The 25,912-nt window shown below is 71.1% G+C and carries 23 protein-coding genes; 6 read left to right on the top strand and 17 right to left on the bottom strand.

The window, feature by feature from the left end:
- Positions 1–22 precede the first annotated feature (22 nt).
- The gene (gene lipB, locus XM48_RS11000; RefSeq protein ID WP_046455870.1) at positions 23–685 is read left to right on the top strand and encodes a lipoyl(octanoyl) transferase LipB; all 663 of its coding nucleotides are present in this window, start codon (positions 23–25) and stop codon (positions 683–685) included.
- Between the two features lie 137 nt (positions 686–822).
- Positions 823–1,785: a lipoyl synthase gene (lipA, locus tag XM48_RS10995; protein ID WP_046455913.1), complete on the top strand. Its 963-nt coding sequence runs from the start codon at positions 823–825 to the stop codon at positions 1,783–1,785.
- Between the two features lie 7 nt (positions 1,786–1,792).
- On the opposite strand, the gene XM48_RS10990 is transcribed toward lipA, so the two are convergent.
- The 4 genes from XM48_RS10990 to hflX form a co-directional block, all read right to left on the bottom strand.
- The gene (locus XM48_RS10990; protein WP_046455869.1) at positions 1,793–2,692 is read right to left on the bottom strand and encodes a methylenetetrahydrofolate reductase; all 900 of its coding nucleotides are present in this window, start codon (positions 2,690–2,692) and stop codon (positions 1,793–1,795) included.
- Entirely contained in the window at positions 2,689–3,870 is a 1,182-nt protein-coding gene (locus XM48_RS10985; RefSeq protein ID WP_084821128.1) for a hypothetical protein, read from the bottom strand. The genes XM48_RS10990 and XM48_RS10985 overlap by 4 nt, the downstream gene beginning before the upstream one ends.
- Positions 3,867–6,221: a 5-methyltetrahydropteroyltriglutamate--homocysteine S-methyltransferase gene (gene metE / locus XM48_RS10980; RefSeq protein ID WP_046455868.1), complete on the bottom strand. Its 2,355-nt coding sequence runs from the start codon at positions 6,219–6,221 to the stop codon at positions 3,867–3,869. Before metE ends, XM48_RS10985 begins: the two co-directional genes overlap by 4 nt.
- 135 nt (positions 6,222–6,356) lie before the next feature.
- Positions 6,357–7,913: a GTPase HflX gene (gene hflX, locus XM48_RS10975; protein WP_046455867.1), complete on the bottom strand. Its 1,557-nt coding sequence runs from the start codon at positions 7,911–7,913 to the stop codon at positions 6,357–6,359.
- 131 nt (positions 7,914–8,044) lie between these two features.
- Between hflX and XM48_RS10970 the strand changes: the two genes are divergently transcribed.
- From XM48_RS10970 to XM48_RS17965, 3 genes are all read left to right on the top strand, one after another.
- A complete protein-coding gene (locus XM48_RS10970; protein ID WP_046455866.1) occupies positions 8,045–8,659 on the top strand; it encodes a class I SAM-dependent methyltransferase in 615 nt (204 codons plus the stop codon).
- Positions 8,660–8,767: 108 nt separating this feature from the next.
- Positions 8,768–9,469 (top strand): DUF4190 domain-containing protein, encoded by a 702-nt coding sequence (locus tag XM48_RS10965; protein ID WP_046455865.1) that lies wholly within the window; start codon positions 8,768–8,770, stop codon positions 9,467–9,469.
- A 238-nt stretch (positions 9,470–9,707) separates the two neighbouring features.
- Entirely contained in the window at positions 9,708–10,625 is a 918-nt protein-coding gene (locus XM48_RS17965; RefSeq protein ID WP_052961457.1) for a DUF4190 domain-containing protein, read from the top strand.
- A 107-nt stretch (positions 10,626–10,732) separates the two neighbouring features.
- On the opposite strand, the gene dapF is transcribed toward XM48_RS17965, so the two are convergent.
- Positions 10,733–11,614 carry a diaminopimelate epimerase gene (gene dapF, locus XM48_RS10955; RefSeq protein ID WP_046455864.1) on the bottom strand — a complete coding sequence of 294 codons (882 nt, stop codon included), beginning with the start codon at positions 11,612–11,614 and terminating at the stop codon, positions 10,733–10,735.
- A gap of 62 nt (positions 11,615–11,676) precedes the next feature.
- Between dapF and XM48_RS10950 the strand changes: the two genes are divergently transcribed.
- Positions 11,677–12,180: a nucleoside deaminase gene (locus XM48_RS10950; RefSeq protein WP_046455863.1), complete on the top strand. Its 504-nt coding sequence runs from the start codon at positions 11,677–11,679 to the stop codon at positions 12,178–12,180.
- 56 nt (positions 12,181–12,236) lie between these two features.
- On the opposite strand, the gene XM48_RS10945 is transcribed toward XM48_RS10950, so the two are convergent.
- The 12 genes from XM48_RS10945 to XM48_RS10890 form a co-directional block, all read right to left on the bottom strand.
- Positions 12,237–12,668 carry a GNAT family acetyltransferase gene (locus XM48_RS10945; RefSeq protein WP_046455862.1) on the bottom strand — a complete coding sequence of 144 codons (432 nt, stop codon included), beginning with the start codon at positions 12,666–12,668 and terminating at the stop codon, positions 12,237–12,239.
- A gap of 92 nt (positions 12,669–12,760) precedes the next feature.
- Positions 12,761–13,702 (bottom strand): tRNA (adenosine(37)-N6)-dimethylallyltransferase MiaA, encoded by a 942-nt coding sequence (gene miaA / locus XM48_RS10940; RefSeq protein WP_046455861.1) that lies wholly within the window; start codon positions 13,700–13,702, stop codon positions 12,761–12,763.
- The gene (miaB, locus tag XM48_RS10935) at positions 13,699–15,237 is read right to left on the bottom strand and encodes a tRNA (N6-isopentenyl adenosine(37)-C2)-methylthiotransferase MiaB (protein ID WP_046455860.1); all 1,539 of its coding nucleotides are present in this window, start codon (positions 15,235–15,237) and stop codon (positions 13,699–13,701) included. Before miaB ends, miaA begins: the two co-directional genes overlap by 4 nt.
- Before the next feature lie 71 nt (positions 15,238–15,308).
- Positions 15,309–16,175, bottom strand: coding sequence for a regulatory protein RecX (locus XM48_RS17030; protein WP_052961456.1), 867 nt, complete (start codon positions 16,173–16,175; stop codon positions 15,309–15,311).
- 5 nt (positions 16,176–16,180) lie between these two features.
- Positions 16,181–17,242: a recombinase RecA gene (recA, locus tag XM48_RS10925; RefSeq protein ID WP_046455859.1), complete on the bottom strand. Its 1,062-nt coding sequence runs from the start codon at positions 17,240–17,242 to the stop codon at positions 16,181–16,183.
- Positions 17,243–17,500: 258 nt separating this feature from the next.
- A complete protein-coding gene (locus XM48_RS10920) occupies positions 17,501–17,722 on the bottom strand; it encodes a DUF3046 domain-containing protein (RefSeq protein ID WP_046455858.1) in 222 nt (73 codons plus the stop codon).
- 69 nt (positions 17,723–17,791) lie between these two features.
- Positions 17,792–18,115: a helix-turn-helix domain-containing protein gene (locus XM48_RS10915; protein WP_046455857.1), complete on the bottom strand. Its 324-nt coding sequence runs from the start codon at positions 18,113–18,115 to the stop codon at positions 17,792–17,794.
- 174 nt (positions 18,116–18,289) lie between these two features.
- Entirely contained in the window at positions 18,290–18,808 is a 519-nt protein-coding gene (locus XM48_RS10910; protein ID WP_046455856.1) for a CinA family protein, read from the bottom strand.
- Positions 18,805–19,413, bottom strand: a complete 609-nt coding sequence (gene pgsA, locus XM48_RS10905; RefSeq protein ID WP_046455855.1) for a CDP-diacylglycerol--glycerol-3-phosphate 3-phosphatidyltransferase — start codon at positions 19,411–19,413, stop codon at positions 18,805–18,807. The genes XM48_RS10910 and pgsA overlap by 4 nt, the downstream gene beginning before the upstream one ends.
- Before the next feature lie 37 nt (positions 19,414–19,450).
- Positions 19,451–20,833 (bottom strand): hypothetical protein, encoded by a 1,383-nt coding sequence (locus XM48_RS18650; protein ID WP_046455854.1) that lies wholly within the window; start codon positions 20,831–20,833, stop codon positions 19,451–19,453.
- Between the two features lie 150 nt (positions 20,834–20,983).
- A complete protein-coding gene (locus XM48_RS10895) occupies positions 20,984–23,791 on the bottom strand; it encodes a DNA translocase FtsK (RefSeq protein ID WP_046455853.1) in 2,808 nt (935 codons plus the stop codon).
- A gap of 100 nt (positions 23,792–23,891) precedes the next feature.
- On the bottom strand, positions 23,892–25,912 hold a 2,021-nt coding region (locus tag XM48_RS10890; protein ID WP_046455852.1), incomplete at its 5' end, for an ATP-binding protein.

Here is a 25,912-nt window from a genome sequence, read left to right as displayed (position 1 = left end):
CAGTCCATCTATTCTGTGAGGCATGTCCGAGACGATCGCGCTCCCCCGCATCCGCACGCACGAAGCGGGCCTCTCCGCACCGATCCCCTACGAAACCGGCCTCGCACTGCAGCGGGAGGCCGTCGCCCGCATCGTCGACGACGGCGACCGCGGCACCCTGCTCCTGCTGGAGCACGAACCGGTCTACACCGCGGGACGACGAGCGCTCCCGGAGGAGTTCCCGAACGACGGCACCCCCGTGGTCCCCGTCGACCGCGGCGGCAAGGTGACCTGGCACGGCCCCGGCCAGCTCGTCGCGTATCCGGTGATCCGGCTCCGCGAACGCCTCGGCGTGGTCGACTTCGTCCGCGAGCTCGAACAGGCGATCATCGACGTCGCCGCGGAGTTCGGTGCGCGAGGATTCCGCGTCGAGGGCCGCTCCGGGGTCTGGGCGGATACCGGGGCCGTCGCCCCGGCCAAGTTCGCGCAGATCGGTCTGCACACGAGCGGCGGGATCGTCACCCACGGCCTCGCGATCAACTGCAGCAACTCGCTGGATCCCTTCGCCGCGTTCATCCCGTGCGGCATCACCGACGCCGGCGTCACCACGCTCAGCCGGCTCGTCGGCGCAGAGGTCCTGCCCGCTCGGGTCGCCCCGTCGCTCGCGACCCGGCTCGCCGCGGTCTTCGCGGAGGTCGCCGAGTGAGCGCCCGCAACATCGGCACCCCGCTCTCGGAGGTGCTGGCCGCCGAGCAGCCGAGTCGACCCGCCGCCGGCGGGTGCGGCGGCGGGCACGCGGCGAGTCCGGCCGCCGCGACCGGGCCCGCCGTCGAGGGACGCCGCCTGCTCCGCGTCGAGGCGCGCAACGCCGAGACGCCGATCGAACGCAAGCCCGAGTGGATCAAGACGCGTGCCCGCCAGGGACCGGAGTTCCGCGACGTCCACTCGCTGGTGAAACGCGAGGGACTGCACACCGTCTGCCAGGAGGCCGGCTGCCCGAACATCTACGAGTGCTGGGAGGACCGCGAGGCGACCTTCCTCATCGGCGGCTCCATCTGCACCCGCCGCTGCGACTTCTGCATGATCACCTCCGGCAAGCCGCTGCCGCTCGATCTCGACGAGCCGAGACGCGTCGCCGAGTCCGTGCGCACCATGGGGCTGCGCTACGCGACCATCACGGGCGTCACCCGCGACGATCTCCCCGACACCGGCGCCTGGCTCTACGCCGAGACGATCCGGCAGATCCACGAGCTCAACCCCGGTTCGGGCGTGGAGGTGCTCGCCGACGACCTGGGCGGTCGTCCCGAGGACCTGGAGCAGGTGTTCGAGGCGGCGCCGGAGGTGTTCGCGCACAATCTGGAGACTGTGCCCCGCATCTTCAAGCGGATCCGCCCGGGCTTCCGCTACGACCGATCGCTCGGCGTGATCGCGCAGGCGCGCGACGCGGGCATGATCACGAAGTCGAACCTGATCCTCGGCATGGGCGAGGAGCGGCACGAGATCACCTCGGCGATGCACGAGCTGTTCGACGCCGGCTGCGACATCCTCACGCTCACCCAGTACCTGCGTCCGTCGAAGCTGCACCACCCCATCGACCGCTGGGTGCGCCCCGAGGAGTTCGTCGAGCTCAAGGCGGAGGCCGAGTCCATCGGCTTCGCCGGGGTGCTCGCCGGCCCGCTCGTGCGCTCCTCGTACCGGGCCGGGCGCTTGTGGGCGCAGACCATGGCCGCGAAGGGCCGCGAGGTGCCCGAGCACCTGCGGCACCTCGCGGAGCGCGCGGCCGAGAGCTACCCGCAGGCGGTGTGACGGAGCCTCAGCCGACCGGCGCGAGCAGGTTCAGCTCGCGCAGCACGGCGAGCACCTGCTCGTGCCGGTTGAAGGTGTACAGGTGCACCGATGGCGCACCGCCGGCCAGCAGCTCGCCGGCCAGGCGGATAGTGTGCTCGACGCCGAGCTCCGGCGCGTAGCCGCCGGCCTCCTCGAGCGCGCGTTCGAGGAGCACCGGTGCCGGCCGTCCCGCGAGGGAGGCGACCTTGCGCAGCTGGGCGCTCGTCGACACGGGCATGAGACCGGGCAGCACGGGGATCCGCAGGCCGGCGTCGCGGGCGTCGGAGACGAACGACAGGTACTCCTCCGCCTCGAAGAACAGCTGCGTGATGGCGAACTGCGCCCCCGCCTCCTGCTTCGCGACGAGCCAGTCGAGGTCCTCCGAGCGCGAGCGCGACATGGGGTGCCCGTTCGGGTACGCCGCGACGGCGGTCCGGCCGACGCTCGTGAGCGCCGGGCGCTCGGCGCGCGCCTCGGCGATCAGCTCGGTGAGCTCGAGCGCCGACAGCGATCCCGAGACCAGCGGGTCCGCTTCGGTCGACCCGCGCGGCGGGTCGCCGCGCAGCGCGAGGAAGTCGTGCACGCCGGCGTCCATGATCCCGTGGATCGTGGCGCGCACGGCCTCCCGCGTCTCGCCGACCGTGGTCAGGTGCGCGAGCGGCAGCGCGTCGGTGTGATCCCGCAGGTACCGCAGCAGGTCGAGCGAGGCGTCGCGGTTCGAGCCGTTCGCGCCGTAGGTCACCGAGATGAAGTCCGGCCCGGCGGCCGAGAGGTGCTGCACGGCGTGGCCGAGCGCCAGCGCCGCGGCCCCGCTGCGCGCGGGGAACACCTCGAACGAGAACCGGGCGCGCGTGGGCGCGCTCCCCGTCAGCAGGGTCGCGTTCATGCGGCGGCTCCGCTCAGCTCGGCGGCCGCGAGGGCCGTGCCGCGCACGCGCGCGGCGATCTTCGCGAAGGCGACATCGCGGGCGAAATCCGGCGATCCGTGCCGCGGCTTCTCGTCGATCAGATAGGGCGAGAACCCGCAGTCGTCGGTCGAGCCCAGCAGCTCGGGCGGGATGAACCGCGCAGCGCGCACCAGCTGATCGCGCACCTGCTCGGCGGTCTCGAGCTTCGGACTCGTCGGGTTCGTCACGCCGACGAGCACGCGGGGCGCGGGTGCTGCGGAGGCGGCGCGTCGGCGGAGCTGCGCTCCGACGAGCCGCGCGACACGATCCGGTTCCGGTTCGCTCGCGGCCTGCACGAGGAAGTACCCCGCCTCGATCTGCAGCAGCTCGGGGGTCAGCTCCGCGTAGTCGACGTCGGCGGAGTGCACCGAGTCGTTGTCGTTGCCCGGACAGGTGTGCACCCCCACCGCGGCACGCTCCTCGGGGGCGAGCTCGGCCAGCACCCGGTTGAAGAGTTCGATGAAACCCCCCAGCGCGTCCGGCCCGGCCCACGGGGCGCGGAGGTCCCGCCGCAGCGCGAGCCGCCCCTCGGTGAAGTCGATCGAGACGCGCGCGGCGCCCGCCGCGAAGCAGCGGCGGATGTCTTCCGCGCAACCGGCCACCACGTCGTCCAGGAACTCGGCTCGCGAATAGTCGCCGAGGCCCGCCTCGGGCACCATGAGCGACAGCATCGAGGGCGAGATCACGGCCTGCTTGAGCGGCAGCGCGGTGAGCTCCCGCGCCGCCGTCACGTCGTCCGCGGCCCAGGCGCGGTACCGGAACGGTCCGCGCGCGAGGCTCGGGATCACCCGGTGGTGCCCGTCGGCGAACACCGCGAACACCGGCCCCTCGCGCACATCGCCCTCGGCGCCGCCGGCGCCGAGCGGGTAGCTCGCGAAGCTCTGCCGGCGCTGCTCGCCGTCGCTGATGATCGGCGAGCCGGTCGCCTCGAACCGCGCCAGGGTGTCGCGCACTGCGCGATCCTGCTCGGCGCGGAGCTCCGCGGCCGGGAGCTGACCGATCTCGGCGTCGAGCACCGCCCGCTGCAGGCCGGCCGGCCGCGGCAGCGAGCCGACCGGCTCGGTCGGTAGCACGCCGCCGACCGGCCAGCTCGCGGGACCGGAGGGTTCCCCGCTCACGCCGTTCCCGTGGCGCCGGCCTGCTCGGCGCGGACCGCGCGGGCGGCCTGCACGAGGTTCGTCAGGCTCGCCACGGTCTCCTCGTAGCCGCGGGTCTTGAGGCCGCAGTCGGGGTTGACCCAGAGCTGCTCGCCCGGGATGCGGGCGGCGGCGATGCGGATCAGCTCGGTCTGCTCCTCGACGCTCGGCACGCGGGGCGAGTGGATGTCGTAGACGCCCGGCCCGATGCCGCGCGAGTAGCCGTGGTCGCCCAGCGGCTCGACGACGTCCATGCGGCTGCGGGCCGCCTCGATCGAGGTGACGTCGGCGTCGAGGCCGTCGACCGCGTCGATGATCTCGCCGAACTCGGAGTAGCAGAGGTGCGTGTGGATCTGCACGTCGGCGGCGGCACCGCTCGTCGCGAGGCGGAACGCTCCCACCGACCAGTCGAGGTAGGCCGCCTGGCGGTCGGCGTCGAGCGGCAGGAGCTCGCGCAGCGCGGGCTCGTCGACCTGCACGATCCTGATGCCGGCCTCGACGAGGTCGTCGATCTCGTCACGCAGCGCGAGCGCGACCTGCGACGCGGTGTCGGCGAGCGGCTGGTCGTCGCGCACGAACGACCAGGCGAGGATCGTGACGGGCCCCGTCAGCATGCCCTTGACGAGGTGGTCGGTGAGCGACTGCGCGTAGGCCGACCAGGCGACGGTCATGGGCGCCGGACGCGACACGTCGCCCCACAGGATCGAAGGCCGGGTGGCGCGGGTGCCGTAGGACTGCACCCAGCCGTTCTCGGTCACCGCGAAGCCGTCGAGCAGCTCGGCGAAGTACTGCACCATGTCGTTGCGCTCCGCTTCGCCGTGCACGAGCACGTCGAGGCCGATCTCCTCCTGCAGACGGATCACGCGCTCGATCTCGGCTCGCAGGAAGCCGTCGTAGGCGTCCTGGTCGATCTCGCCGCGGGTGAACGCGGCGCGCGCCTTGCGGATCTCGGTGGTCTGCGGGAACGAGCCGATGGTGGTCGTCGCGAACGCCGGGATGTCGAGCGCGCGCTGCGCGTCGCGGCGGGCCTGCTCGGCGTCGCGGGTGCGGTCGGCGTCGGTCACGGTGTCGACGCGATCGCGGATCGCGTCGATGCGCACGCCCGGTGCTGCTGCGCGGTCGGCGAGGATCGCCGAGGTCTCGGCGAGCTCCGCCTCGATCGAGTCGGCGCCGTGGCGCAGGCCGCGGGCCAGCACGGCGACCTGCTCGACCTTCTGGTCGGCGAAGGCGAGCCACGAGCGGAGGCGCGCTTCGAGCTTCGTCTCGTCGTTCACGTCGTGCGGCACGTGCTGCAGGTTGTTCGAGGTGCCGACGACCACGTCGATCCCCGCGAGCTGCAGATCCTGCACCACGCCCGACGCGATGCGCAGGTCGGTGCGCCAGATGTTACGGCCGTCGATGACGCCGGCGACGAACTGCTTCTTGTAGAAGGCGCTCTCGAACTCGCCCGAGCTGAATGCGCCGTGCGGCAGCGTGCCGCGCACGAGGTCGGCGTGCACCGCCTCGACCGGCAGCGCCGCGATGCGCAGCAGCGAGGCCGAGGAATCGCCGTAGGGCGTGGTCAGGAGGATCTGGGGGCGGTTCTCGAGGCCGCCGAGCACGCCGTAGGCGCGCTCCACGAGCGCCGTCGCCTCGTCGCGGGAGACGGAGAGCGAGTCCGACACGAGCGCGGGCTCGTCGAGCTGCGCCCAGGTGGCGCCGGCTGCGGCGAGCGCGCCGAGCAGCTCGGCGTAGACCGCGACGACGTCGTCGAGCCGGTCGATCGGGGCGAAGCCCTCGCCCGCGGCGTCGGACGCCTTCGCGAGCAGCAGGTAGGTGACAGGCCCGACGAGCACGGGGCGGGTCTCGATGCCCTGCTCGCTCGCCTCGGCGAACTGCGCGACGAGCGCAGTGGCGTTCGCTTCGAAGGGGGTCTTCTCGTCGATCTCGGGGACGCTGTAGTGGTAGTTCGTGTCGAACCACTTGGTCATCTCGAGCGGCTGGTGATCCTTGTCGCCGCGGGCGAGCGCGAAGTACGTCGCGAGGTCCGTCGCGTCGTCCGCGAAGGCGACGTCGGCGAAGCGGGACGGGACGGCGCCGAGCGCGAGGGTCGCGTCGAGCACCTGGTCGTAGAAGCTGAAGCTCTCGGGGATCGCGCCGCCCGTCGCGGGCAGGCCGAGCTCGACGAGGCGCGCGCGGGTCGCGGCGCGCAGCTCGCCCGCGGTCTCGAGAAGCTGGGCCTCGGTGAGGTCGCCCTTCCAGTAGGCCTCGACGGCGCGCTTGAGTTCGCGCCGGCGGCCGATGCGGGGGTACCCGAGGATGGTGGCGTTCGGGAGGGGCTGCGTCGCGGGCATTGGAGTGTCCTTCGCGTGAGATGACTGGATCAACTTCACGCTAGCCAGCGGCGTCTGCGAGCGGCAGGTTCGTGTCGCAGTATTACCCGGTTTCCCAGTGTTACCGCAGGGTCGGCGGCGGACCCCTCCGATCCGCTATCCGGCGCGCAGGAACGGCTCCAGTTTCGCCACCGTCTCGCCGGTCACGAAGGCGCGCACCCGGGTGCCGGTCTCGACGTACTCGGTCTCGAGCACGCGGTTGCGCTCGTGCAGTTCCGCGACCAGGTCGCCCCGGTCGTAGGGGATCACGACGTCGACCTCGCGGTCCGGGACCGGCAGGGCCACGTCGATGCGCGCGCGCAGCTCCTCGAGGCCCTCGCCCGTCCGCGCGGACGCGAACACCGCGTCGGGCGCGAGGCCGTGCAGCACGAGCCGCTGGGCGTCGTCGATGAGGTCGGACTTGTTGAACACGACGATCTCGGGGATGCCCTGGGCGTCGACCTCGGCGATCACGTCGCGCACGGTGCGCAGCTGCGACTCGGGATCGGGGTGCGAGCCGTCGACGATGTGCAGCACGACGTCCGCGTCGCCGACCTCCTCGAAGGTGGACCGGAAGGCTTCGACGAGCTGGTGCGGCAGGTTGCGCACGAAGCCGACGGTGTCGCTGTAGGTGAACGTGCGCCCGTCGGCGGTCTCGGCGTGCCGGACGGTCGTGTCGAGCGTGGCGAACAGCTGGTTCTGCACGAGCGCGGCGCTGCCCGTCAGACGGTTGAGCAGGCTCGACTTGCCGGCGTTCGTGTACCCGGCGATCGCGACCGACGGCACTTCGCCGCGCTTGCGGTTGGCCCGCTTGGCCTCGCGCGCGGGTGCGAAGCCCGCGATCTGCTTGCGCAGCTTCGCCATGCGCGTGTGGATCTTGCGCCGGTCGAGCTCCATCTTGGTCTCGCCGGGGCCGCGCGATCCCATGCCCGCACCGCCGGAGCCAACCTGGCCGCCGGCCTGGCGGGACATCGATTCGCCCCAGCCGCGCAGGCGCGGCAGCAGGTACTCGAGCTGCGCGAGCTCTACCTGCGCCTTGCCCTCGCGGCTCTTCGCGTGCTGGCTGAAGATGTCGAGGATCACCGCGGTGCGGTCGATCACCTTGACCTTCACCACGTCCTCGAGCGCGCGCCGCTGGCTGGGCGCGAGCTCGGTGTCGGCCACGACCGTGTCGGCGCCGACGCTCGCGACGAGCTCGGCGAGCTCGTGCGCCTTTCCCTTGCCGAGGTAGGTGCTCTTGTCCGGGTGCGGGCGCCGCTGCAGCAGGCCGTCGAGCACCTGCGCTCCCGCCGTCTCGGCGAGCGCGGCGAGCTCGCGCAGCGAGTTCTCGGCGTCGTCGAGGCTGCCCTGGGGGTAGACCCCGATGAGCACCACGTTCTCGAGCCGCAGCTGGCGGTACTCGACCTCGGTGACGTCCTCGAGCTCGGTCGAGAGCCCCGGAACGCGGCGCAGCGAGGCGCGCTGCTCGCGCTCCAGGCGGATCGCGTCGATGTCGGCGGAGAGCTGATCGTGCGCCTCGTCGCCGAGCGCCTGCGCGCCGCCCGTCAGGTTCTCGACACCGCCGTCGCGGATGACCGTCGCTCCGGTGGAGCCGGAGCCGCTCGCGCGAGCCAGGATTCGTTCGATGGGATCGGTGACGTCGGTGCCCGGATCCTCTGAAATGCGTTTCGTCATGCGGGCACCAGTCTACGGCGCGCCCGGCCGCCCGACCAGGCCCGTTCGCCGAGAGCGTCCGCGGCCGGGGCGTGCGGGCATGCCGGTAGGCTCTCGGCCATGGCACTTCCCCTTCTGCGAGCGTCCCGGGCATGAGCGGCCACTACTTCAGCGAGTCCCCCGACAGCGACCTGCGCCCCCGCGAGATCCGGGCGATGCTCGGCGGTGCGGAGCGCACGGTGCGGACCGCCGGCGGCGTGTTCAGCCCCGAGCATCTGGATCGCGGCACCGAGGTGCTGCTGCGCACCCTCGCCGCCGCCCCGCCCGCCGGGCGCGTGCTCGACATCGGATGCGGTTGGGGGCCCATCGCGCTCGATGCGGCGCTCGCCTCCGCAGCGGCGGGCGTCGACGCGGAGGTCTGGGGCATCGACGTCAACGAGCGGGCGCGGACGCTCGCGGCGGAGAACGCGCGCGCGCTCGACCTCGGCACCGTGCGCATCGCCTCCCCCGACGCGGTGCCGGGCGATCTCCGCTTCGACGAGATCCGCTCGAACCCGCCCATCCGCGTCGGCAAGGCGGCGCTGCACGAGATCCTCGGCACCTGGCTCCCGCGCCTCGCGCCGGGCGGCACCGCCTACCTGGTCGTCGCGAAGCACCTCGGGGCCGACTCCCTGCAGCGCTGGATCGGCGAGACCTTCCCCGAGCTCGCGGTGGATCGCATGGCCCGCGACAAGGGATTCCACGTGCTCCGCGCGCAGCGCGACTGACCCGCGGAATCCCCACTCCGCGTTCCCTGAGAGCGCCGCACCGCCCGCACTCCTAGACTGATCCCGAGCGCCCGGAAGTCGCCGGGGCCGCAACTCGAAGGACAGACGATGTCGAACCTGTTCCCGCCGCAGGACCCCAGCCAGACCGGGCTCCCGGATGCGACGACGAGCGCTCCCTTCTCCGAGCAGCAGCCCCCGTACCCCGGGCCCGCGCAGCCCCCGTTCCAGCCGCAGCCCGAGGCGCCTCTCAACGCGCTCTCGCTCGTCTCGTTCATCGGCTCGTTCTTCATCGGCCTCGTCGGCATCATCTGCGGCCACATCGCGCTGAAGCAGATCAAGCGCAGCGGCGAACGCGGGCACGGATTCGCGCTGGCGGGCACCATCATCGGCTACGTGACGCTCGCGTTCGAGCTGATCGCGGTCGGGTTCCTGATCCTCTTCGGCGTCTTCGCGGTCGGTGCGATCGGCGTCGCTGCGGGCAACGCCGAATCCCACCTCCGAGACGAGGGCGGCTCCGTCCCGTACAGCGAGGAATCGGTGACCCCGACCCCCGCGGACCAGCCCCTGTGCGACGCGCTCAGCACCTACTGGGACGAAGTCGACGCGTACGTGATCGGCGAGCCGGCTCCGCAGACGCTGATCGACTCGGTCAAGAAGGTCGCCGAGATCGCGCCCGAGACCCATCAGAAGCTCTACACCGACTACATCGCGATGCTGTCCGGGACCTCGAAGCTCACCGCGGCCGAGAAGCAGCAGCTCCAGGCGGACGCCGACAACGCGCTCACGGAGGACGGCGCCGACTGCTGGTGATCCACCGCTCCGCGCTTTCCGCGGAGTGACTTTCCTTGCCCATTCAATTGAATGAGCAACTTACTTCGCGACGCATTTCACGCACGATATTCGATTTGCTTTGCTCCCGGCTGCGCGAAGTGGAATTCTCCGCATACACTCATTGCGGGGACAGGGCCGAACCGGTGTGTTCTCTTTCTCCCCGCCAACGAAATCCGCGCCCGTCGGGCGCCCCCTCAGACCCGGAAGAGATCGCATCGTGACGACCCCCGAGCAGCCCGAGAACCAGGCTCCGAACCAGCCGCCCGTCCAGCCCCAGGCGCCCCAGACCCCCGTGCCGCCCGCTCCGGCGGCGCCGAGCGCACCCGCCGTTCCCCCGGTGCCGCCGGTTCCCCCGGTCGCCTCGGAGCAGCCGACCGTGCAGTTCCCGCAGACCGCTCCCGTCGCGGGCGCACCGGTGCCGCCGGCGGCTCCCGCCCCGCAGCCCGCTCCGGTCGCCGGCGCTCCGGTTCCGCCGCAGGGCCCCGGCGCCCCGGTGCCCCCGTACCAGCAGCAGCCCGGCGCCCAGGTTCCCGCGCCCCAGACGCCCATGAACCCGCTCGCGCTGGTCTCGTTCATCGGTTCGTTCTTCGTCGGTCTCGTCGGCGTGATCTGCGGCCACATCGCGCTGAAGCAGATCAAGCGCGACGGCAGCCGCGGACGCGGTTTCGCGCTCGCCGGCACGATCATCGGCTACGTCAGCGTCGCCAGCGGCATCATCGCGACGATCATCCTCATCGTGACCCTCGTCACCGGTGCGGCCATCGTCGGTACCGCGGCGTCCGAGGCGCAGAAGCAGTACGAGGACAGCCAGACCAGCATCGCCCCCACCGAGACCACCGAGTCGACCCCCAGCGAGTCCGCGTCGAGCGGTTCGCAGTCCGCCGAGTTCTGCGCGGCCCTCGACAAGGTGCAGGCCGGCACCCCGACCATCGACCCGTCGACGGGCAAGGCCGACCAGACCACCATCGACGACTACAAGGCGCTCGCGAACGCCGCGACCGGCGCGCACAAGGATCTCTACCAGAAGATCGCGAACCTGTTCGAGAACCCCTCGGCGGACTCGCTCAAGGACTACAGCAGCGTGTCGAGCGATCTCGCTTCGGCGCTGATGGAGGACTACCTGGCCTGCCAGTAGTCGCACTCCGCTGAACGCCGAAGGGCGGTCCGCCCCTCGGGGTGGACCGCCCTTCGGCGTTCCGGGGTCCGGGAGTCGCCCGGTGCGCCGGAGACCCGCCCGGGTTATCAGAGCGTCGAGAGGTCGATCTCGCCGCGATAGACCAGTTCGGCCGGCCCGCTGAGCGAGACGTGCTCGCCCTCCTCGGTCGGGAACATGCGCACGCCGAGCCGTCCGCCCGGTACCTCCACGCTCCAGTGGTTCGGCATCCCATCGCCGCCCCAGTGGCGGAACGCGAGCGCCGCGGCCGCGGTCCCGGTCCCGCAGGACAGCGTCTCGCCGACACCGCGCTCGTGCACGCGCATGCGGATGTGCGCGACACCGTTCTTGAGCAGCGGATCCTCGGGGACGACGAATTCGACGTTGGCCCCGGATTCGGGCAGCGGATCGAGCGCGGGGATCTTGGCGAGGTCGAGCCCGTCGAGCTCTCCGCCGTTTGCGAGGGCGACCACGACGTGCGGGTTCCCGAGATCGATGCCGAGGCCGGGCCGTGCGACGTCGAGCCCGCTCGCCGCGACGAGCCGCTCGGGCGCGAGCCGCCAACGGCCGAGATCCACCGTGTAGCCCGAGACCCCGGCGAGCACGTCCTTCACGCCCGCGCGTGTGCCGATCGGCAGCGTATCGCGCCGCTCGGGGGCGACGAGCCCCTCGGTGATGAGGTAGTGGGCGTAGACCCGGATGCCGTTGCCGCACATCTCCGCGGGGGTTCCGTCGGCGTTCCAGTAGTCCATGAACCACTCGGCCTCGGGCTCCTCGGCGAGGATCGCGGCCCCCTCGGGGAGCGCCCGGGATCGGACCGCCCGGATCACGCCGTCGGCACCGATGCCGAAGCGCCGGTCGCAGATCGCGGCGATCTGCTCGGGGGTGAGCGGCGACTCCCCCTCGGGGTCGGTGAAGAGCACGAAGTCGTTGCCCGTGCCGTGGCCCTTGGTGAACGCGAGGGTCGTCATGATCCCAGTCTAGGGCTGGCTCCTGCGTGCCGGATCGATGCGCGCGATGCTAGCGTGACGGCATGACCGACTCCGTCCCGGACGCGCTGACGCCCGAAGATCTCGTGCACCTGCGACGCTGCGTGGAACTCGCCCGCGAGGCGCTCGAGGACGGCGACGAGCCCTTCGGCTCGCTGCTCGTCGATCCCGCGGGAACCGTGCGATTCGAGGATCGGAACCGGGTGAAGCACGGCGACGCCACCCGGCACCCCGAGTTCGAGATCGCCCGGTGGGCCGCCGAGCACCTCACCCCCGAGGAGCGTTCCGCGAGCGTGACCTACACCTCGGGCGAGCACTGCGCCATGTGCTCGGCCGCGCACGCCTGGGTCGGGCTGGGCAAGATCGTCTACGCGACGAGCACCGAGCAGTACGCCGCCTGGTCGGCCGAGTGGCGGATCCCGCAGGCCCCCATCGCGCTGCTGCCGATCCGATCCGTCGCTCCCGGTGTGCCCGTCGCCGGCCCCGCTCCCGAGCTCGCCGACGAGGTGCGCGCGCTGCATGCACGCAGGTTCGGGATCGACCTCTGATCGGTCCCTGATCGGGCCTTGATCCGCGCGCCGGGCTTCGGCTCTGGAATCCGCGATCAGGAATCCGCGATCAGCCTCCGACTGCGCACAAGGACGTCGTCGGTCCCGTAGCCGAGCGCGTCGTAGAGCCCGTGCACCCGGTCGTTCCCGACGCGCACCATGAGCTGCACCTTCGGGCATCCCATGGCCTCGAGCCGCCGTTCGGCCTCCGCCACCAGGGCGCGGGCGATCCCCTGCCCGCGGTGAGCCGGATCCGTCGCCAGGGAGTAGAGCCAGCCGCGGTGCCCGTCATAGCCCGCCATGACCGACCCAATGATGCCGCCCGATGCGTGCGGCTCGGCGACGAGGAACAGCTCGGGCTGCACCGTGGCCTTGCGGGCGATGTCGGCGCGCGGGTCGTTCCACGGACGGGTCAGTTCGCAGGTCTCCCAGAGCGCGACGACCGCTTCGGTATCGGGTTCGGCGAAGGTTCGAATGCGCGCGTCCATGCGGGAACGATAGCAGCGGGTCCGGCCGCGCTGCGACGCCCGCTGCGTCGCTGCGTCGCCGCGACGCCGCGACGCCGCGGCGGATGCCGGGATCAGCCCGCCTGCCCCGCGATCCGGTCGACCTCGGGCCGGTCGAACCACTCGATCCCCGGATACCGCTTGAACCAGCTGACCTGGCGCCGCGCGTAGCGGCGGGTCAGCGCCTGGGTCTCCGCGATCGCCTCGGCTTCGCTCGTGCGTCCCGCGATCTGCGCGAGCGCCTGGGCGTACCCGATCGCTCGGCCGGCGGTCCTGCCCTGCTCGATCCCTCTCGGGATCAGCGCGCGGACCTCGTCGAGCAGGCCGTCCGCCCACATCCGCTCCACGCGACGGTCGAGCCGCTCGACGAGCTCCGCGCGTTCGCAGTGCACGCCGATGATCCGGGTGCCGTCGCCCGCCTCGGGTCGCCAGAGCTCCGGGGCGTCCGGCAGCACGACCTGGGCGTCGCCGCCGAGCCGTGCGACCTCGAGCGCGCGGACGACCCGTCTCGGGTTCCTGGCGTCGACGGCGTCGGCCACTTCGGGGGCGATCCCGCGCAGTTCGTCGAGCAGCGGACCGACTCCGTCGCGGTCGAGCCGTGCTTCGAGCTCGGCCCGCAGCGCATCGTCCCTCGGCGGGAAGCGGAAGTCGAAGATCGCGCTCGAGACGTAGAGCCCGGATCCGCCGACGAGGATCGCGTGATGGCCGCGCCCGAGCACCTGTTCGATCGTCCGCCGGACCGTCGGCTGGTACCAGGCGACGGTCGCCTCCTCGCGGGGGTCGACGGCGTCGAACAGGTGATGCGGGATCCCCCGGCGTTCGGCCTCGGGGAGCTTCGCCGTGCCGATGTCCATGCCGCGGTAGAGCTGCATGGCGTCGGCGTTCACGATCTCGGCGGACGTGCCGGCGGCGGCGAGCCGTTCGGCGAGATCGAGCGAGAGGGCGGTCTTGCCGGTGCCGGTCGCGCCGACGACGGCCCAGATCCGCGGACGCTCCGGGGCGGGCGAGTCGGTCACGCGGTCCGGATGGTCGGGATGCCGAGGCCGACCTGCCGGGCGGCGCCGGCGGAGCTCGGAGCGGGAACGCCGCAGCTCTCGGCCTGGCGACGGTCCCAGGCGTCACCGGCGCGGGTGCGTCGCACCGAGTAGCCCGAGGTGTCGTCGGCGATGAGGAAGTGGGGTGCGGCGGCGGTCACGCCCACGGTGACGACGTCGCCCGGGCGGGGTTCCTCGGCGCCCTCCGGGAGAGCGAAGTGCACGAGGCGGTTGTCTTCGCCGCGGCCCGACAGGCGCCGCGTGGCGGTGTCCTTCTTGCCCTCGCCCACGGAGACGAGCACGTCGATGCGACGTCCGATCTGAGCTTCGTTCTCCTCGAGGGAGAGACGCTCCTGCAGCGCGACGAGGCGTTCGTAGCGCTCCTGCACGACGGCCTTGGGGATCTGGTCCTCCATGGTGGCGGCGGGGGTCCCGGGGCGGATCGAGTACTGGAAGGTGAAGGCGCTGGAGAATCGCGAGGCTTCGACGACGCGCAGGGTCTCGGCGAAGTCCTCTTCGGTCTCGCCGGGGAAGCCGACGATGATGTCGGTGGTGATCGCCGCGTCGGGGATCTGTTCGCGCACGCGGTCGAGGATCCCGAGGAACTTGGTGCTGCGGTAGGAGCGGCGCATCGCTTTCAGCACGCGGTCGCTGCCCGACTGGAGCGGCATGTGCAGCGACGGCATCACGTTCGGGGTCTCGGCCATGGCCGCGATGACGTCGTCGGTGAACGCGGCGGGGTGCGGGCTCGTGAAGCGCACCCGTTCGAGCCCGTCGATCTCGCCCATGGCGCGGAGCAGTTTGCCGAACGCCTGCCGGTCGCCGAACTCGACGCCGTAGGTGTTGACGTTCTGGCCGAGCAGGGTGACCTCGATGGCGCCGTCGTCGACGAGCGCCTGCACCTCGGCGAGGATGTCGCCGGGCCGCCGGTCCTTCTCTTTGCCGCGGAGGGCCGGCACGATGCAGAAGGTGCAGGTGTTGTTGCAGCCGACGGAGATGGAGACCCAGCCGCTCGATGCGGAGTCGCGCTTGGTCGGCAGCGTGGAGGGGAAGGTCTCGAGCGCTTCGAGGATCTCGATCTGCGCTTCGTCGTTGTGGCGGGCGCGTTCAAGCAGTGCGGGCAGGGATCCCATGTTGTGGGTGCCGAACACGACGTCGACCCAGGGGGCCTTCTCGACGATGGTGTGCTGGTCCTTCTGCGCGAGGCAGCCGCCGACGGCGATCTGCATGCCGCCGTCGCGTTCGCGTTTGACCCCGGCGAGGGCGCCGAGCGTGCCGTAGAGCTTCTTGTCGGCGTTCTCGCGCACGGCGCAGGTGTTGATGACGATCACGTCGGCGTCATCGCTGTCGCTGCGCACGTAGCCCGCGGACTCGAGCGAGCCGGAGAGGCGCTCGGAATCGTGCACGTTCATCTGGCATCCGAAGGTGCGCACCGCGTAGCTGCGCGGGGTGCCGTCGGCCCGGACTGCGGCGGGCGACGGTGCGATCTCAGTGGGTTCGGAGACGACGGTTGACATGCTCAGAGTCTACCGAGGACGTCGCGCGCGCAAGGACCGCCCGTGCCCGCCTCGTCGAAGCGAACGCTCGATTATTCGAAGCGAACGCTCGATCCGCGGCCGCCCGAGGGGCGGGATCCCGCGGAGCGGGCGCCGGTGCCGTCGAGCGCATCGCGCACCGCACGAACGGCGGGCTCGCCCGACCACCCGCGCCGTGCGAGGAAGCCGAGCAGTCGACGCTCGGCGGTCTGCCGGTCGACGCCGCCGAGACGCCGCGCGCGCTCGAGCGCGGTACGACGCAGCAGCGCGAACTCCTCGTCGTCGTCGAGCTCGCCCAGCGCGGTCTCGATCGCCTCGTCCTCGAACTTGCGCTCGCGCAGCTTCTGCCGGATCTGAGCCCGGCTCGCCCGCTTGCTCTCGCGCAGCTTCTCCGTGACGACCCGTGCCAGGCCCAGGTCGTCGAGGTAGAGGCTCCGCACGAACTCGTCGATCACGTCGTCGACCTCGTTCGGGTCGTGTCCGAGCGCGATGAGTTCGCCCCGCAGTTCGCCGCTGGACCGGGCCCGGCGAGCGAGGAGGCGCACCGCGTCCTCGTTCGCCGTGCGGCTCGGACCGTCGTCGGTCTCTTCGGAAGCCTCGCGCGCGTCGACGTCGGCCGTTTCGGAAGCGGTGCCGCGACCGGTTCCGCCGCCCCGCCGCGAGCCGGCGGTGTTGCGCCCGAACGCGGCCTCGACAACGTTGCTCCGAGGGCTCGGAGCCGCGGCCGCCGCTTCGCGCGACGCCTCAGGATCGACTTCGGCTTCGGCCTCTGCCTCGGCTTCGGTCGCCCCGCTCTGCCCGCCGGACGCGGAGGCGCTGCCGAGCCGCGAACGGAACTCGATCACCTCGGCGAGGTCGCCCCGGTCGGCGGCGGTTGCCGCCGACCGGTCCTCGGGAGGCGGCAGAAAGCGAACCGCCATGATGCTCAGGCCCCGATGCGTACGTCGTCCGCGGCTTCGCCGCCCTCGACCGCGGTCGCGTCGGCCTCGGTGCGCCCGTTGACGCCGAGCTTCACCAGGATCTTCTCTTCGATCTCGGCGGCGACGTCCGCGTGCTCGATCAGGAAGCGGCGCGCGTTCTCCATGCCCTGCCCGAGCTGATCGCCGTCGTAGGTGTACCAGGAGCCGCTCTTCTTGACGAGACCGTGCTCGACGCCGAAGTCGATGAGCGAGCCCTCGCGGGAGATGCCGACACCGTAGAGGATGTCGAACTCGGCCTGCTTGAAGGGGGGAGCCATCTTGTTCTTGACGACCTTGACTCGGGTGCGGTTGCCCACCGCGTCCTGGCCGTCTTTGAGGGTCTGGATGCGGCGGATGTCGAGACGGACCGACGCATAGAACTTGAGCGCCTTGCCGCCCGAGGTCGTCTCGGGGCTGCCGAAGAAGACGCCGACCTTCTCGCGGAGCTGGTTGATGAAGATCGCGGTGGTCTTGGTCTGGTTCAGGCCGCCCGTCATCTTGCGGAGCGCCTGCGACATGAGTCGGGCCTGCAGACCCACGTGGCTGTCGCCCATCTCGCCCTCGATCTCGGCCTTCGGCACGAGCGCCGCGACCGAGTCGATGACGATGAGGTCGACCGACCCCGAACGGATCAGCATGTCGGCGATCTCGAGCGCCTGCTCACCCGTGTCGGGCTGCGAGACGAGCAGCGAATCGATGTCGACGCCGAGCTTCTGCGCGTACTCGGGGTCGAGTGCGTGCTCGGCATCGATGAACGCGGCGATACCGCCGGCGCGCTGCGCATTCGCGATCGCGTGCAGCGTGAGCGTGGTCTTGCCCGAGGATTCCGGGCCGTAGATCTCGACGATGCGGCCGCGCGGGAGCCCGCCGATGCCGAGCGCGACGTCCAGTGCGATCGAACCGGTCGGGATCACCTCGACCGGAGCGCGCTCCTGGCTGCCCATGCGCATGATCGCGCCCTTGCCGAACTGACGATCGATCTGCGCGAGTGCCGCGTCGAGGGCCTTTTCGCGATCGTTTGCTGCCATGGTGTGCTCCTTCTGCTCGGGCGGAATCCGCCTGCTCTGCCGCCTATCGGCTGTCGTGCGAAACAACCTTCGGTTGCTCCTCGACAAGGCGTGATGGCTTCGTGTTCAGACACTAGAAGCAGCCACCGACATTCACGTCGGAGATCACAGCTCCCGGAGCCCGAAAGGCACCGAATCCATCTGGGGACGACGATAGCAATATTCGAACACACATTCGATAGTGCGGCGGCGTGTCGCCGACCGCGCGGGGCCGCACGCTCAGCGCTGCGGGTCTCGGAGACCCCTGCCGTAGCGGCGGGACGGAGGCACGTCGAGGTCCTCGCAGACCGCGGCCCAGACGTCTCGCGCGGGAACTCCGCGCTCGATCGCCGCGTCGGCGGTGCCGTCGAGCGCGACCAGCCAGTGGTCGCGCATGAGCACCCCCGCGTAGGCGTCGCCGAACTCCTCGCGCATCGCACGCTGGAACTCGCTCAGGCGCATCGCTCCCCCTCGGCATGAAGAGGGCGCCCGGCCGCGAACGGCCGGACGCCCTCGAACGATCAGATCGGACTAGCGAGCCATCAGCTCGGACGCGTAGCCCGAGACCAGGTCTGCGGGCACCGTGTCCGGTACGCGCGACGCGAGCGGCACGCTGAGGCCCTCGACCACCGCGAGGCGATCGCTCACCTCGCCGTAGATGACCGACAGCGGCGTATCGAGCGCGTCGGCGACCGCGGCGAGGATCTCGCTCGAGGCTTCCTTCTGCCCGCGCTCCACCTCGCTGAGATAGCCCAGCGCCACGCTCGCCTCACCGGCGACCTGTCGCAGGGTCCGGCCCTTCTGCAGGCGGAAGTCTCGCAGCACGTCACCGATCTCCTGACGAACCAGCACCATGGCGTCCTCCTTATTGCATCCGCGATCCGAGGATCACGTTTCCACACTACCTGCCCGGAATGGTCTTCTCCGAGCGGGTGACGCTTCAAGTCTGCCGAGCGTCACTGTGAACAACCGGCGCGACTCCCCGACTATTCCTGAATATCACCTGAATATGAGCCGAGTCGACTCAAGTCAGCGGGAATGCGTCGTTCCCGGGTCGAGCCCCTCGCCCAGCAACGCGCCGAGCGTCTCGATCCCGGCTCGCACCGCGGCTTCCCGGATCGCCCCGCGATCCCCATCGAGCCGCAGTCGCACGGCTTGCTCCCCCGCCGCTGAGCTCACACCCAGCCACACCGTGCCGGCGGGCTGCCCGGTCTGCGGGTCCGGATCGGGCCCGGCCACGCCGGTGGTCGCGATGCCGATCTCCGCGGGGCGGCCGTCGACCGCGCACGCCGAACGGACCCCGCGCGCCATCTGCTCCGCGACCTCGGAATCCACCGGCCCCCGCACCCGCAGGAGCTCGGGATCCACCCCGAGCAGCGCGGCCTTCAGCGGCGTCGCGTAGGCGACCACACCGCCGAGCACCACCGCCGATGCCCCGGGGACCGACACGAGTGCGGAGCACAACCAGCCGCCCGTGAGGGATTCGGCGACGGCGATCCGCTGCCCGGAACGCCGGGCGGCCGCGATCACCTCGCCCGCATCGGTCATCGTTCCGCGCGCCCCTCCGCGGCCGCGTCACGGCGCAGCCTGGCGAAGTTGACGACGTAGTCGATACCGCTCGCGACCGTCAGGATCACCGCGATCGACATCGCGATGATGTTCACCACGTGCATCCAGGAACCGAGCAGTTCGGGGAACGGGAAGATCGCGAGCGGGATCGCGACCGACTGCGCGATGGTCTTGAGCTTGCCCATCCACGCCGCCGCGACCACCACCTCGCGCGCCTCGAACAGGCGGTGCACGGTGATCCCCACCTCGCGGATCAGCACGAGCGCGGTGATCCACCACGGCAGTTCGCCGAGGATCGAGAGGCAGACGAAGGCTCCTCCGGTGAGGAACTTGTCGGCGATGGGGTCGAGCAGCTTGCCGAGATCGGTGACGAGCCCGCGGGAGCGGGCGAGATAGCCGTCCCAGGCGTCGGTCGCGATCGCGAGCACGAAGAAGGCGCCGGCGGCCCAGCGCCAGGGTCCCATCTGCCCGTGGTCGGCGAGCAGCATCCAGATGAAGAACGGCGTCGCGAGGATCCGCGCCCCGGTGATGATGTTGGGCGCGTTCCAGTTCGAAACGCGTTCGGGGGTGTCGCTTCCGCTCATTCCGTGGCTCCGCTCACTGCCTGGTCCGCTGCGCGTCTCAGTAGTAGGTGATGGACAGCTTGCCGTCCTCGAACACCGGCCGGAAGATCAGCCGCGAGAAGTCGACGTCGAGCGTCTCGGACCCTTCGCCGCCCCCGATCGCCTTGCCGGTGAAGGTGACCGATGCGGCCCCCTTCTCCTTCAGCTCGTAGGAGTACTGCTGGAGCTCGACCTTCGGGTAGGACTTCACCGATACCGTGGCCTTCTTCACGTCGTACACCTTCGACGGGTAGCCCGAGATGCCGCACTTGCGGACGGAGGACAGATCGGTCACCGACTTGAGGCACTCATCGATGTGCGTCTTCAGCTGCGCGTCGATCTCGTCCGCCATCGCCTGCGACGGCACGAGCTTGGGGGTGTTGAGCCCGGAGGCCCCTTCGCTGCCGATCTCGAAGACGAAGGGCTCGCTGAACTCGAAGTACTTGTTCGGCGGTTCCGCGGTGTAGACGCCGGGGTAGGCCTCCAGGCTGAGGTCGTTCGTGATGAGGCCGTCGTATCCGGGCAGCCGGTAGGCGTCGGCCCCGTTGGATCCGTAGACGCGCGGGAGCGGATCCGTCAGGCCGCGGGAGACGTACCAGCCCTTGTCGTCCTTGCGCAGTTCGAAAGTGCCCCGCACGGTCGATCCGTCGACCTTGTAGGTCGTCGAAGCGAGCGCCCGATCGTTGACCTGGCTGATCGAGGTGAGTTCGTAGTCGGTCGCATGCTTCGACTTGGCGTACGCGTCGGACTCGAGGACGGCGAGACGCTTGTCGCCGTCGACGCGGGCGATCTTGTTCGCCGCGGCGACCTTGCCGCTCGACAGCGAGGAGAGGTAGTCGCTCGCGGTCCCCTTCGGGCCGCCGGAGGAGACGACCACCACGAGCACGACGACGAGCGCGATGATCGCGAGGATCGCCGCGCTGCCGCCGATGATCAGCCAGAGGGCCCACTTCGGCAGCCCGCGCTTCACGGGAGGTGCGCCGGCTGCGGGATACGGCGCGCCGGGGGCCCCGGGAGCTCCGGGCGCACCCGGGGCCCCGGGCTGCGGGATCCACTGCTGGGCGGGGTCGGCACCCGGCATCGCGGGAACCTGCGCCGCGGGAACCGGCATCGCCGGGTCCTGGATCGCGGGGGTCTGCACGGCCGGCGGCGCCCACTGCGGAGCAGGGTCCACGACGGGGAGCGCCGGGGGCGCGGGATCGGCCTGAGCCGGCACCGCGGGGGCGGCCCACTGCCGGATCGGGTCCGATTCTTCCGGAGCGGGCGCGGCGGGCGGCTCAGGGGCGGCCACGGGCTCGGGCACGATCGGAGCGGCGGGCTGCGCCTCGGAGGGGTCCGGTGCGACCGGCTGCGGTTCGGGGACGGCGCCGTCGGGCGAACCCGGCTGATTCGTATCGCTCACGGTGGTCTCTCGCTCTCGGAGGGGGGGGTCGTCGTCTCGACGCTAGCAGGGCGCACGGGATTTCGGGCATCGCGCGCCATCCCCGTAGACGCGAACGCGATGCCGAGGCATTGCCCGCGGCATCGCGTTCGCGTCTGCGGGAGGACCCGCTCAGTCCCGGCCCGTCAAGCTCCAGGCGTCCTCGTCGTCGTCGGCCTCGACCTCTTCGAGTCCGGCCTGGTGGCGTCCGATCGGATCGTCGTAGGGGTCGGGCTCGGCGGCCTGCGGCGCCGCGGGCGGTGCCGCAGGAGGAACCGGGACCGCCCCCGCGGGAGGCGCGTCGCCGCGGAGCCGCGCGAGGACCTCGGGCAGCTGCTCGGGCGAAACGAGGACGTCGCGGGCCTTCGAACCCTCGGACGGGCCCACGATGTCGCGGGACTCCATCAGGTCCATGAGGCGGCCGGCCTTCGCGAAACCGACGCGGAGCTTGCGCTGCAGCATCGAGGTGGAGCCGAACTGCGAGGAGACCACGAGTTCGACCGCCGCGAGCAGCACCTCGAGGTCGTCGCCGATGTCCTCGTCGATCTCCTTCTTCTCGACCGTCTGCGCCACGTCGGCCCGGTACTCGGGCTGGGCCTGCGCCTTGACGTGCGCCACGACCTTCGCGATCTCGGATTCGTTGACCCAGGCGCCCTGCACGCGCATCGGCGTGGATTCGCCGTTGAGCAGCAGCAGGCCGTCGCCCTGGCCGATCAGTCGCTCGGCGCCGACCTCGTCGAGGATGACGCGGGAGTCGGTGCCGGAGGCCACAGCGAACGCGTACCGGCTGGGCACGTTCGACTTGATGACGCCGGTGACGACGTTGACCGACGGACGCTGGGTGGCGAGCACCAGGTGGATGCCCGCCGCACGGGCGAGCTGCGTGATGCGCTGGATCGAGTCCTCGACGTCGCGCGGGGCGATGAGCATGAGGTCGGCGAGCTCGTCGACCACGACCAGCAGGTACGGGTAGGGCTTGAGCACGCGCTGGCTGCCCTCGGGCAGGATGATCGATCCGGAGCGCACGGCGTCGTTGAAGTCGTCGATGTGGCGGAAGCCGAAGCTCGCCAGGTCGTCGTAGCGCATGTCCATCTCTTTCACGACCCACTGCAGCGCTTCGGCCGCCTTCTTGGGGTTCGTGATGATGGGGGTGATGAGGTGCGGCACGCCCTGGTAGACCGTGAGCTCCACGCGCTTGGGGTCGACGAGCACCATGCGCACCTCGGCCGGCGTCGCGCGCATGAGCACGCTCGTGATCATCGAGTTGATGAAGCTCGACTTGCCCGAACCGGTCGCACCGGCGACGAGCAGGTGCGGCATCTTGGCGAGGTTGGCGACGACGAAGCCGCCCTTGACGTCCTTGCCGACGCCGATGGTCATCGGGTGGGTGCTGCGCTGGGCCTTCGCCGAGCGGAGCACGTCGCCGAGCGCGACGTTCTCTCGGTCCTTGTTGGGGATCTCGATGCCGATCGCGCTCTTGCCGGGGATCGGCGAGAGGATCCGCACCTCGTTGGAGGCGACCGCATAGGAGAGGTTCTTGGAGAGCGCGGTGACCTTCTCGACCTTGACGCCGGGGCCGAGCTCGACCTCGTACTGCGTCACCGTCGGGCCGCGCGAGAAGCCCGAAACGCGGGCGTCGACCTTGAACTCCTCGAACACGCGGGCGATCGCAGCCATGATCTGGTCGTTGGCATCGGTGTGCGTACGGGGCGCGTCGCCCGCGCTCAGCGTGCCCTGGTCGGGCAGCAGGTAGCTGGGGGCCACGGCCGGCACGTGCGGGGGCGCCACCGCGAACGGCGTCGTGGGGGCCAGAGCCGGGGTCTCGTCAGCCTGCCAGTCGGCGACGAAATCGCTCGGCGAGTCGTCACCGAGCCCGGACGCCGCGGAGGCGCCCGATGCCGCGACCGCGGCCTCGGCCTGGTCGAGCTCGTCGAAGAGGCCGGTCGGGAACCCGTCGTTCGCCTCCGCCGCGGGAATCTCGGTCGTCTCGCCGCCCGCGAACGCCGTGTCGAAGGCGTGCGTGCGGTCGTCAGTGCTCGGGGCGCCGTCGAGCACCTCGTCGATGGCCTGGGCGTCGCTCGAGTAGTCGGGGTCCTCTTCGCGACCGGACGAGTTGCGCCGCCACCAGGGCAGCTCGCCGCCGGACGGGATCTCTTCTTCGATGTCGAAGAGCGTGTCGTCGTCGCGCGCCTTGCTCTTGCGCGAACGCTTGGGCGCGGACTCGATCGCTGCGTCTGCTGCGGGCTCCTTCTCGGGTGCGCCGAAGAGGTAGCGGTAGGCCTCCCCCATGCGGGCGCCGATGCGGGCCGGCGGCGTCTTCGTGATGATGAGCAGCGACAGCGCCGCGAGCAGCGACAGCACGGGCACGGCGACCCACAGCGTGAGGTACGAGAGCGGTGCGCCCAGCATCCAGCCGAGCAGCCCGCCGGCGCTCGCGAGCGCGACCATGCCGTTCTTCGGCTGCGGCTGCCCGCCGAGCACGTGACAGAGCGCGGCGATGCTGAGCACCGCCAGGCTGATGCCGATGGCGATGCGGCGGTTGTCGTGCACGCTCGACGGCTTGTTGAACAGCCAGAAGGCGAAGCCGATCATGACGATGGGCAGCCCGAAGGCGACCCGGCCGAAGAGGCCGCCGAAGCTCCAGGCGTCGAGCTGGACGGCGACGGGATTGCCGATGAGGAACCACTCGACCACGGCGCCGGCGATCGCGAGCAGCACGAGGAGCAGCGGAATGCCGTCGCGCCGGTCCTCCGGAGCGATGGGCTCGATGCGGAAGGCGCGCGCGGCACCGCCGACGACGTGCCCGAGGCCGCGCCAGGCGCGCGCGACGACGCCCTCGGTCTCGACGGGTTCCAGCACCGTGGTCTTCGCGGTTGCGCGCGAGCGGGATCCTGTGCTGGAGGACCCCGCTTTTCCGCGCGTCGAAGTCTTGCTGGCCATGCTTCGAGGGTACGTTCGACCACCGACTTTTCCGTGGTGACGCTCCGAAACCGCCGGAAATCACGGCCGTTCACGGCGCGTCGGCGCCCGTCGGACGCGGTCAGGCCCCGTGCGGCAGGCCCACCTTCGGCTTCGCCCAGGACCGGCCCTTCGTGTCCTTCAGGATGTCGTACTCGACGTCGACGTGGGGCTCGATCGCGCTGTACTTGTCGTTGGGCGCGCCGATCACCAGCTGGAAGCCGAGCCCGCGCCAGGCGCCGATCGCGCGGCGGGTGAAGTGGGCGTCGGCCTTGATCAGCGCCTCGTCGAGGAACACGGGCGCGTAGCGCGGGCGCTCCGATCCCGCGTCGCCGAGCTGGTACCGCAGCGCGGCACCGACGATGAACGCGATGAGCTCCTGCGATTCACCGCCAGATTTCTCGCCGATGTGGTCGTACAGCGCCGCGTGCTCGCCGGTGTCGGCGTGGATCTTCTCGGCGCTGATGCGCACGTGGTTGCGCACGTCGATCAGCTCGGCGAAGTCGGGAGCCGAGCGACGGATCCGGCCGATGAGCCGGGCCATGCGCTCGTAAGACTGCGCGCGCTCGGCATCGCTCGAAGCGGCGTCGATCAGGCCGCGCACCTCGCGCAGCTCCCGTCGGAACCGCCTGCGCGCCTCGGACTGGTTCTCGCGGGCGATGATCTGCAGGCGGTGCTCGTCGTCGTAGAACGGCAGATCCTGCATGATCCGGTTCACCGGCTCGATCCGATCGCGGATCTCGCGCAGTGCGCGGCCCAGCGCGGAGTCGAGGTTGGTGAGGTCGTTGCCGGAGAGATTCACGAGGCTGTCGCGCCACTCCGCCTCCAGCTCGTGCAGCCCGCTCGCCTCGAGTTCGGCCAGCAGATGCTCGAAGTCGCCGATCGAGGTGTCGGGATCCGCCCGGAGATTCGGGTTCGGCCAGCTCTCGAGGAACCCCTCGAGGGTGCGTCGCAGCGCGTCTCGCTGATCCACGAGCGTGTCCTGCGCGGCGCGCTGATCATCGATCAGGCGCTTGCCCGCGGCATCGAGCGCCGCGTCGAAGCGCAGCAGCGCGTCGGCGCGGCTGGCGCCCTCCTCGGACTCAGCCTCGGGACCGGCGAAACGCTCGTCGAGGTAGGCCGCTTCGGCCCCCGAGAGCTCGGAACCGGCGTCCTCGGCGCGCTCGACGGCGATCTGCGCGGCGTCGACCTCGTCGGTGATGTCGGCCCAGCGCTCGGCGATCCGCTCCTGCACTCCCTTCGCCCGCCCGGTCTCCTGCTGCAACCGCGCGACCTTCTTGCGGGCCTCCGCGATCTGCTTCTGCAGGCCCGCGATCTCGGGGCTGCCCTCGGCGACCTCTCCGATGATCCGAGTCCACCGCTCGTGCTCCCGTTCGACGGACACGAGATCGACCCGTGACCAGTCGGTGTCGCGAATCTTGCCGTAGGCCTCGTGCCGCGCATCGAGCGCGTCGAGCGCCGCGGCCGCGCGGGTCGCTTCGGCCTCCGCCGCACCGAGGTCGCTCGAGAGCTCAGCGATGCGCGCGTCCAGTTCGGAGAGCCGCCCCGCGCTCGAGAACCCGAGCACGTTCGCGGTGCCGTGCCCGCCGTGGGCGCCGCGGGATCCCTGCGACATCTGCCCCGAGACCGCGAGCGCGTCGGCGTGACGGGAGAGCTCCGCCGCCGAGTCGACGCACACGAAGTCGAAGCGCTGGGCGAGTCGGTCCTGCAGCCACCCGGTGAACGGAGAGTCACGGTGGTCGAGGCGGCCGGGCAGGCGGCGCGGATCCGCACCGGACGCGGTCGGCAGCCCGGTGTGCGCGCCCTCGTAGCGGACCCGGACGCGGGTGCGGACCGAGTCGATGGCGGTGCGGAAGCGTGCGAGGTGCTCGGTGTCGATCAGCAGCGTCGTCGCGAACCCGCCGAGGGCGAGGTTGAACGCCCCGCGCCACGGCTCGAACTCGGTACGGACCTCGATCAGCTCCCCGACGAACGGCAGCTCGTCGATGGTGAGCCCCGCCGCCTCTGCGAGCGCTCCGCGCGCCTCGTGCAGGGCCGCCGGGATGCTGTCGCTGCGCCCCCCGGCCGCGTCCCGCTCGGCCCGCGCGGCGAGCAGCTCGCGCT

Origin of the sequence: Leucobacter sp. Ag1, assembly GCF_000980875.1 — a bacterium.
GTDB lineage: Bacteria > Actinomycetota > Actinomycetes > Actinomycetales > Microbacteriaceae > Leucobacter > Leucobacter iarius.
The sequence above is the reverse complement of the archived record's forward strand: the minus strand, read 5'-3'. Positions and strand labels throughout refer to the sequence as shown.